Source organism: Lysinibacillus sp. NPDC047702 (assembly GCF_050272555.1).
In the GTDB taxonomy this organism is placed as follows: domain Bacteria; phylum Bacillota; class Bacilli; order Bacillales_A; family Planococcaceae; genus Lysinibacillus.
In genome coordinates, this window is the sequence record NZ_JBNNMG010000040.1 from 42,605 (window position 1) to 48,838 (window position 6,234).

Sequence of the window (6,234 nt, forward strand, 5' to 3'; positions counted from 1 at the left end):
GGGATGGGCCCGTTCTCTATCAGCATTCATTCTATAAATTCCAAAAATAAAACATATAATTTTGAGGAGGCAATCTCTAATGGCTAAAGAAAAATTTGACCGTTCAAAAACGCATGCTAACATTGGTACAATCGGACACGTTGACCATGGTAAAACTACTTTAACTGCTGCAATTGCTACAGTTCTTTCTAAAAAAATGGGTGGTACAGCTAAATCTTACGCTGACATCGATAACGCACCAGAAGAAAAAGAACGTGGTATCACAATCAATACTTCTCACGTAGAATACGAAACAGAATCTCGTCACTATGCACACGTTGACTGCCCAGGACACGCTGACTATGTTAAAAACATGATCACTGGTGCTGCACAAATGGACGGTGGTATCTTAGTAGTATCTGCTGCTGATGGTCCAATGCCACAAACTCGTGAACACATCCTTTTATCTCGTCAAGTTGGTGTTCCATACTTAGTAGTATTCATGAACAAATGTGATATGGTTGACGACGAAGAATTATTAGAATTAGTGGAAATGGAAATCCGTGACCTACTATCTGAATATGACTTCCCAGGCGATGATATCCCTGTAATTAAAGGTTCTGCTCTTAAAGCTCTTGAAGGCGAAGCAGAATGGGAAGAAAAAATCGTTGAATTAATGGACGCTGTAGATTCTTATATCCCAACTCCAGAACGTCAAACTGACAAACCATTCATGATGCCAGTAGAGGATGTATTCTCTATCACTGGTCGTGGTACAGTAGCAACTGGCCGTGTTGAACGTGGTCAAGTTAAAGTCGGCGATGTAATCGAAATCGTTGGTATTACTGAAGAAGCAAAATCTACAACTGTAACTGGTGTAGAAATGTTCCGTAAATTATTAGACTACGCTGAAGCTGGTGACAACATCGGTGCATTACTTCGTGGTGTAGCTCGTGAAGAAATCCAACGTGGTCAAGTATTAGCTAAACCAGGCTCAATCACTCCACACACTAACTTCAAAGCTGAAGTTTACGTTTTATCAAAAGAAGAGGGTGGCCGTCATACTCCATTCTTCTCTAACTACCGTCCTCAGTTCTACTTCCGTACAACTGACGTAACAGGTATCTGTAACTTACCAGAAGGCGTTGAAATGGTAATGCCTGGTGATAACATTGAAATGACAGTAGAACTTATTGCTCCAATCGCTCTTGAAGAAGGTACTAAATTCTCTATCCGTGAGGGTGGCCGTACTGTAGGCGCTGGCGTAGTAGCTACTATCCAAAAATAATTTTAGCTTAAGCTAATTTTTCTAAACCAATCTGTAGGGACGCTTACAGATTGGTTTTTTATGTTAAAATTAATATAGCTAACAAATATACAATTTACATTTAAATTAAATTGTTTTATGTTCATTTAGTGTGGTTAATAACAGACTGCATTATGATAACTTATTTAAGTTAAATTAACTGATATTTTCGGGCTTGCAACGTTAAAAGCAAGATATCCTACTTGTTAAAAAGGAGTGCTTTAAAATGGAGTTGAAGATATTATTGATAGAGGATGATCCATCAATTTTTGAAATGATTCAGACAAGATTTACGCAGTGGTCGTTACAGGTGGTTGGACCTAAAAATTTTCAAAAGGTGATGGATGATTTTATTGAGGAAAAGCCGCATCTAGTCATAATTGATATTCAATTACCAGCCTATGATGGTTTTCATTGGTGTCGTGAAATTCGTCATATATCAAAGGTGCCAATCCTCTTTCTATCATCAAGAGACCATCCGATGGATATGGTTATGTCAATGCAAATGGGTGCTGATGATTTTGTGCAAAAACCTTTCCACATGGAAGTATTGCTAGCTAAGGTTCAGGCTATTTTACGTCGTACGTATGATTATATAGAAGAATCTTTGGATGTTACACGATTCAATGGTGCGGTTATTGACTATGCTAGAAGTGAGATTATGTATAATGGAAACATTGCCTCCTTAACTAAAAACGAACTCTTTATTTTACGTATTTTAGTGGAAAAAACAAATCAAATTGTTTCTAGAGATGATTTGATGAGAAAGTTATGGGATGATGAGCGCTTTGTTAATGATAACACTTTGTCAGTGAATGTTAATCGTTTACGTTCTAAGCTTGAGGATATAGGTTTACAGGATGTTATTTTAACCAAAAAGGGACTTGGTTATATTGCCGTCATACAAGGGACGTGATGAAGATGCCATTATTATTTATAAGAGAACGCTTAGCATGGATAAGTTACTTTCTATTTATGATTGCTGTACTCAACATTTTATTTTCATTAGACGTTGGTCTAGTAGGGGTATCTATTTGGTATGTAAATGTGATTTTGCTTGTTAGTTTTATAATGTTTCTTTTTTGGAGATATGTAGTCGAGATAAAGCAACTTAATGATTTCCTGGGAAATGTAGATAGTCAACTCGATGATGCACATAGCAGAAGCCTGGTGCTTTCCCCTTTTCAAACAGCTTACTTTACGAAAATAGAAGATATTTTTTATGATAAAAATGCAGAGCTAAATCAAGCAAAAGTTCAATTACAAGAGTATACTGATGAGCTTCTCGCATGGGTTCATGAAGTAAAAGCCCCATTAACAACTATTAATCTAATGCTGGATCATATAGAAGATTTGTCATTACGTCGTAAATTAGAGGCAGAGTGGCTAAGGCTACATTTATTGGTTGATCAGCAGCTGCACCAAACACGATTATCTTCCATTGAAAAAGATAATTATATGTTAGAAATGGAGCTACGAGCTGCTGTCTATAATGAAATAAAAGCTATGCAGGCATGGTGCATTGAAAAGGGTATCGGTTTTGATGTTGAAGAGTTAACAGATACAGTGATGACAGACGGTAAATGGCTAGCCTTTATCGTTCGACAAATTTTGTCTAATGCGATTAAATATAGTCCCACTAACTCAGAAATATTCATATTTACAGAGGTAGACCCAAACGGAGCAACACTATTACATATTAAGGATAATGGTATGGGCATTCGTAAAGAGGATTTACCCCGAATTTTCCAGAAGTCATATACAGGGACAGCTGGAAGGGAATCTAGTCAGTCAACAGGTATGGGTTTATACTTAGCACATAATGTCGCACAGAAGATTGGGATTCGTATTACGGTTCAATCCAATGTAGGGGAAGGCTCCATATTTACCTTGCGTTTTCCATTACAAAATGAATATGTCAAACTAACAGGTAGATGACGAAATTGTCACCTACCTTTTTATATTGTCATGTAAAACGCACGAATAAGCAAAGAAGACAGGGTACACTTGAACTATAGAAAGGGGCGTTTATAAGTGACAGTTTTAATTGGTCGTAAAGTAAAGAAGGTCTATGGTAAAAAATCAACAGCTCAAGAGGTTTTGAAGGGTATAGATTTAGAGGTTAATCAAGGAGAATTTGTTGGGATTATGGGTTCATCAGGTTCTGGAAAAACAACATTATTAAACGTTCTGTGCTCTATTGATTTTGCAACAGAAGGTGTTATTGAAATAAATGGTCAAAACTTACGAGGAATGAAGGAAAAGGCACTAGCTAATTTCCGTCGTGAGCAATTAGGTTTTATATTTCAGGATTATAATTTATTAGATACATTAACGGTAAAAGAAAATATACTATTACCGTTAGCTATTGGCAAGCTACCAAAGGCTGTTGCAGACAGTCGTGTAAAAGAGCTTACACATTTATTGGGGATTGCTGAGATTCTAAATAAATATCCCAATGAAATATCAGGTGGGCAAAAACAACGTACATCTGCAGCTCGTGCGCTAATTACAAATCCATCGCTAGTATTTGCAGACGAGCCTACTGGTGCACTTGACTCCAAATCAGCCACAGCACTTTTAAAAAATCTACAAAGTATTAATGAGGCGAAAAAGGCTACAATTATGATGGTTACGCATGATGCAGTAGCAGCAAGCTTTTGCACGCGTGTTTTATTCTTAAAGGATGGGCTTATTTATAGTGAGTTATATAAAGGTGATAAAACAAGGCAGGCGTTTTTCCAGGAAATCATGCATACGCAAAGTGTGCTAGGTGGTGACGGTTATGAGTCTTAGTAAGCTTGTATTACGTAGCATGAAGAAAAATATGAAGCACTATTACTTATATTTCTTTGCCCTTATTTTCAGTGTGACTTTATATTTTTCCTTTGTGACTTTGCAAAACAATGCTGATGTACTGGAAACTGTTAATAAGAGTGGTACAGCCACAGCGGGATTTGAAGCAGCAACATATATATTGTATTTTATCGTGTTATTCTTCGTACTGTATGCAAACCATTTATTTATGAGGCGTCGTAGTAAAGAAATTGGCTTGTATCAACTAATCGGTATGACAAAGGGTTTAATTGTACGTTTATTAGCAATTGAAAGTATTTTATTATTTGTTGGTGCAGTGGTTTTAGGTATGCTCGCAGGCTTCTTTAGTTCTCGATTATTTGCCATGATATTATTACGTGTTCTAGAAAAAGAGGCGCTTGTCACGATGACATTTAGTATCGAGGCATTACAGAAATCTATTATCGTCTTCGCTATACTCTTAGTAATTGTGCTTGTTCAGATGGCTTGGATGATTCACCGTGTGTCACTGCTATCTTTATTCAGCGCTGCTAAGCAAGCAGACGAGCGTGTCAAACGTTTTAGCCCATTACAAATGGCGATCGGTTTTATAGGGCTTGTATTGATTGTATATGGCTACTATGCATCAACAAAGCTCTTCGATATTGAAACTCCTGGCAACTTATTTGTTAATATGATGATAATTTTAGCTACTACTATAGGCGGGACATTTTTAGTATTCCGCTTCTCTGTAGCGTTTATAATGAACTCTATCCGTTTAAAGAAAAATGGACATTTAACAGTTCTCGATGTTTTAGCATTAACACCCATTATGCATCGTATGAAAAGTAACGCAAAATCCTTAACATTAATTACAGTTTTAACGGGTGTTTCTCTTGGGATTACAACACTATCATATATTGGGTATTATTCCTCAGAGTCGTCAGCATTTAGCCGAGTACCTGGAGATTTTATCTTACTTGAGGACAATGGTCAGGAATTTTTGAAAGAACTTGAGGAAAGCAATATTTCTTATGACAAAGTAGATTACCGTTTGCAGGCGGTAACAGCTTCTATAGCCCAATTAATGTCTAAAGATCAGAAGGACAGCCCATTTTATACCATGAAAGGAACAATATATACTATCCCGCTAAGTGATTATCAGCAAAGTGTACCTGAGGCAAAATTGTCTGGCAATAGTGTGATATTAACAAACTATGGCGGTTACATGGCAGAGATGTTTCCATTAGAAAAGGATCGTGAGGTTGTAGTATCGACTGGTAAACATGAGGAGACATTTCATGTTATAGATGTTCAAGATAAAAGTATCATAAGTGGAATTGTAACAGCTGGCGGTGGAGGACCCATTTTTGTCGTTACAGATGAAATGTTTGAAAAGCTAGGAGCACAATCAGAGCCTTTTCTTTGGCATAAACAAGCTACAATTAATTTAAAATCAAAGGAAGACATAACAACAGCAGAGAAACTATATATTCAAACAGGTGCAGGGGTTATTTTAGCGTTGAATAGTGATGGTTCATCAAAACAATATATTCAATCATCTTTTGAGAGCGAACACAAAGAGAATATTGAAGATTTAGGGCTAACTATCTTTACGACTGCGTTTTTAGGCTTAGCATTTTTAATGACAACAGGCAGCATTTTATACTTTAAGCAAATGTCTGAGGCAGAAGAAGAGCGTGGGTCTTACACAATATTAAGAAAAATAGGCTTTGCCGAAAGAGATATTATGAAAGGAATTTATATGAAACAGGCCTTTAACTTTGGTGTTCCATTAATCATTGGGCTACTTCATAGTTATTTTGCAGTAAAATCAGGATGGTTTTTATTTGGTTCAGAGTTAACAGCACCGTTATGGATCGCTATGAGCTGCTATATAACTTTATATGCTATCTTTGCAATCCTCTCTGTTGGCTATTATAAAAAGGTTATTCGTGAATCATTGTAACGATATGATAGGAAGAAACTCCAAAACAGTATGATTATTTAAACATCATACTGTTTTCATTGTGTTGAAAAACTAAATGGTCAAGGGACTCTTTGTGAACACTACTAAGTTAAATGAAGGTGATTTCCGTTCCAGGCTACTCGCTTTGCCGCTGACGCTTCGCTTTCGCGCAGAGCAAGGCTTC

5 protein-coding genes are annotated in these 6,234 nt (G+C 36.7%); all 5 read left to right on the forward strand.

The features are described 5' to 3' along the window. Positions 1 to 79: 79 nt before the first annotated feature. The 5 genes from tuf to ACQKIM_RS17755 all read left to right on the forward strand — a co-directional run bounded on the left by tuf (position 80) and on the right by ACQKIM_RS17755 (position 6,050). Positions 80 to 1,267: an elongation factor Tu gene (tuf, locus tag ACQKIM_RS17735; protein ID WP_219361369.1), complete on the forward strand. Its 1,188-nt coding sequence runs from the start codon at positions 80 to 82 to the stop codon at positions 1,265 to 1,267. A 244-nt stretch (positions 1,268 to 1,511) separates the two neighbouring features. Further along, complete coding sequence (locus tag ACQKIM_RS17740; protein ID WP_427546273.1) at positions 1,512 to 2,201, forward strand: response regulator transcription factor; 690 nt, start codon at positions 1,512 to 1,514, stop codon at positions 2,199 to 2,201. Positions 2,202 to 2,206: 5 nt separating this feature from the next. Further along, complete coding sequence (locus tag ACQKIM_RS17745) at positions 2,207 to 3,223, forward strand: sensor histidine kinase (protein ID WP_427546275.1); 1,017 nt, start codon at positions 2,207 to 2,209, stop codon at positions 3,221 to 3,223. 96 nt (positions 3,224 to 3,319) lie between these two features. Continuing rightward, the gene (locus ACQKIM_RS17750) at positions 3,320 to 4,081 is read left to right on the forward strand and encodes an ABC transporter ATP-binding protein (RefSeq protein WP_427546277.1); all 762 of its coding nucleotides are present in this window, start codon (positions 3,320 to 3,322) and stop codon (positions 4,079 to 4,081) included. Beyond that, positions 4,071 to 6,050 (forward strand): FtsX-like permease family protein, encoded by a 1,980-nt coding sequence (locus ACQKIM_RS17755; RefSeq protein WP_427546279.1) that lies wholly within the window; start codon positions 4,071 to 4,073, stop codon positions 6,048 to 6,050. The genes ACQKIM_RS17750 and ACQKIM_RS17755 overlap by 11 nt, the downstream gene beginning before the upstream one ends. The last annotated feature ends 184 nt before the right edge of the window (positions 6,051 to 6,234 follow it).

What these genes read in the sequence shown, in the direction of transcription:
- tuf (WP_219361369.1), top strand. Translation starts at nt 80, where the DNA reads ATGGCTAAAGAAAAATTTGACCGTTCAAAAACGCATGCTAACATTGGT.
- ACQKIM_RS17740 (WP_427546273.1), top strand. Translation starts at nt 1,512, where the DNA reads ATGGAGTTGAAGATATTATTGATAGAGGATGATCCATCAATTTTTGAA.
- ACQKIM_RS17745 (WP_427546275.1), top strand. Translation starts at nt 2,207, where the DNA reads ATGCCATTATTATTTATAAGAGAACGCTTAGCATGGATAAGTTACTTT.
- ACQKIM_RS17755 (WP_427546279.1), top strand. Translation starts at nt 4,071, where the DNA reads ATGAGTCTTAGTAAGCTTGTATTACGTAGCATGAAGAAAAATATGAAG.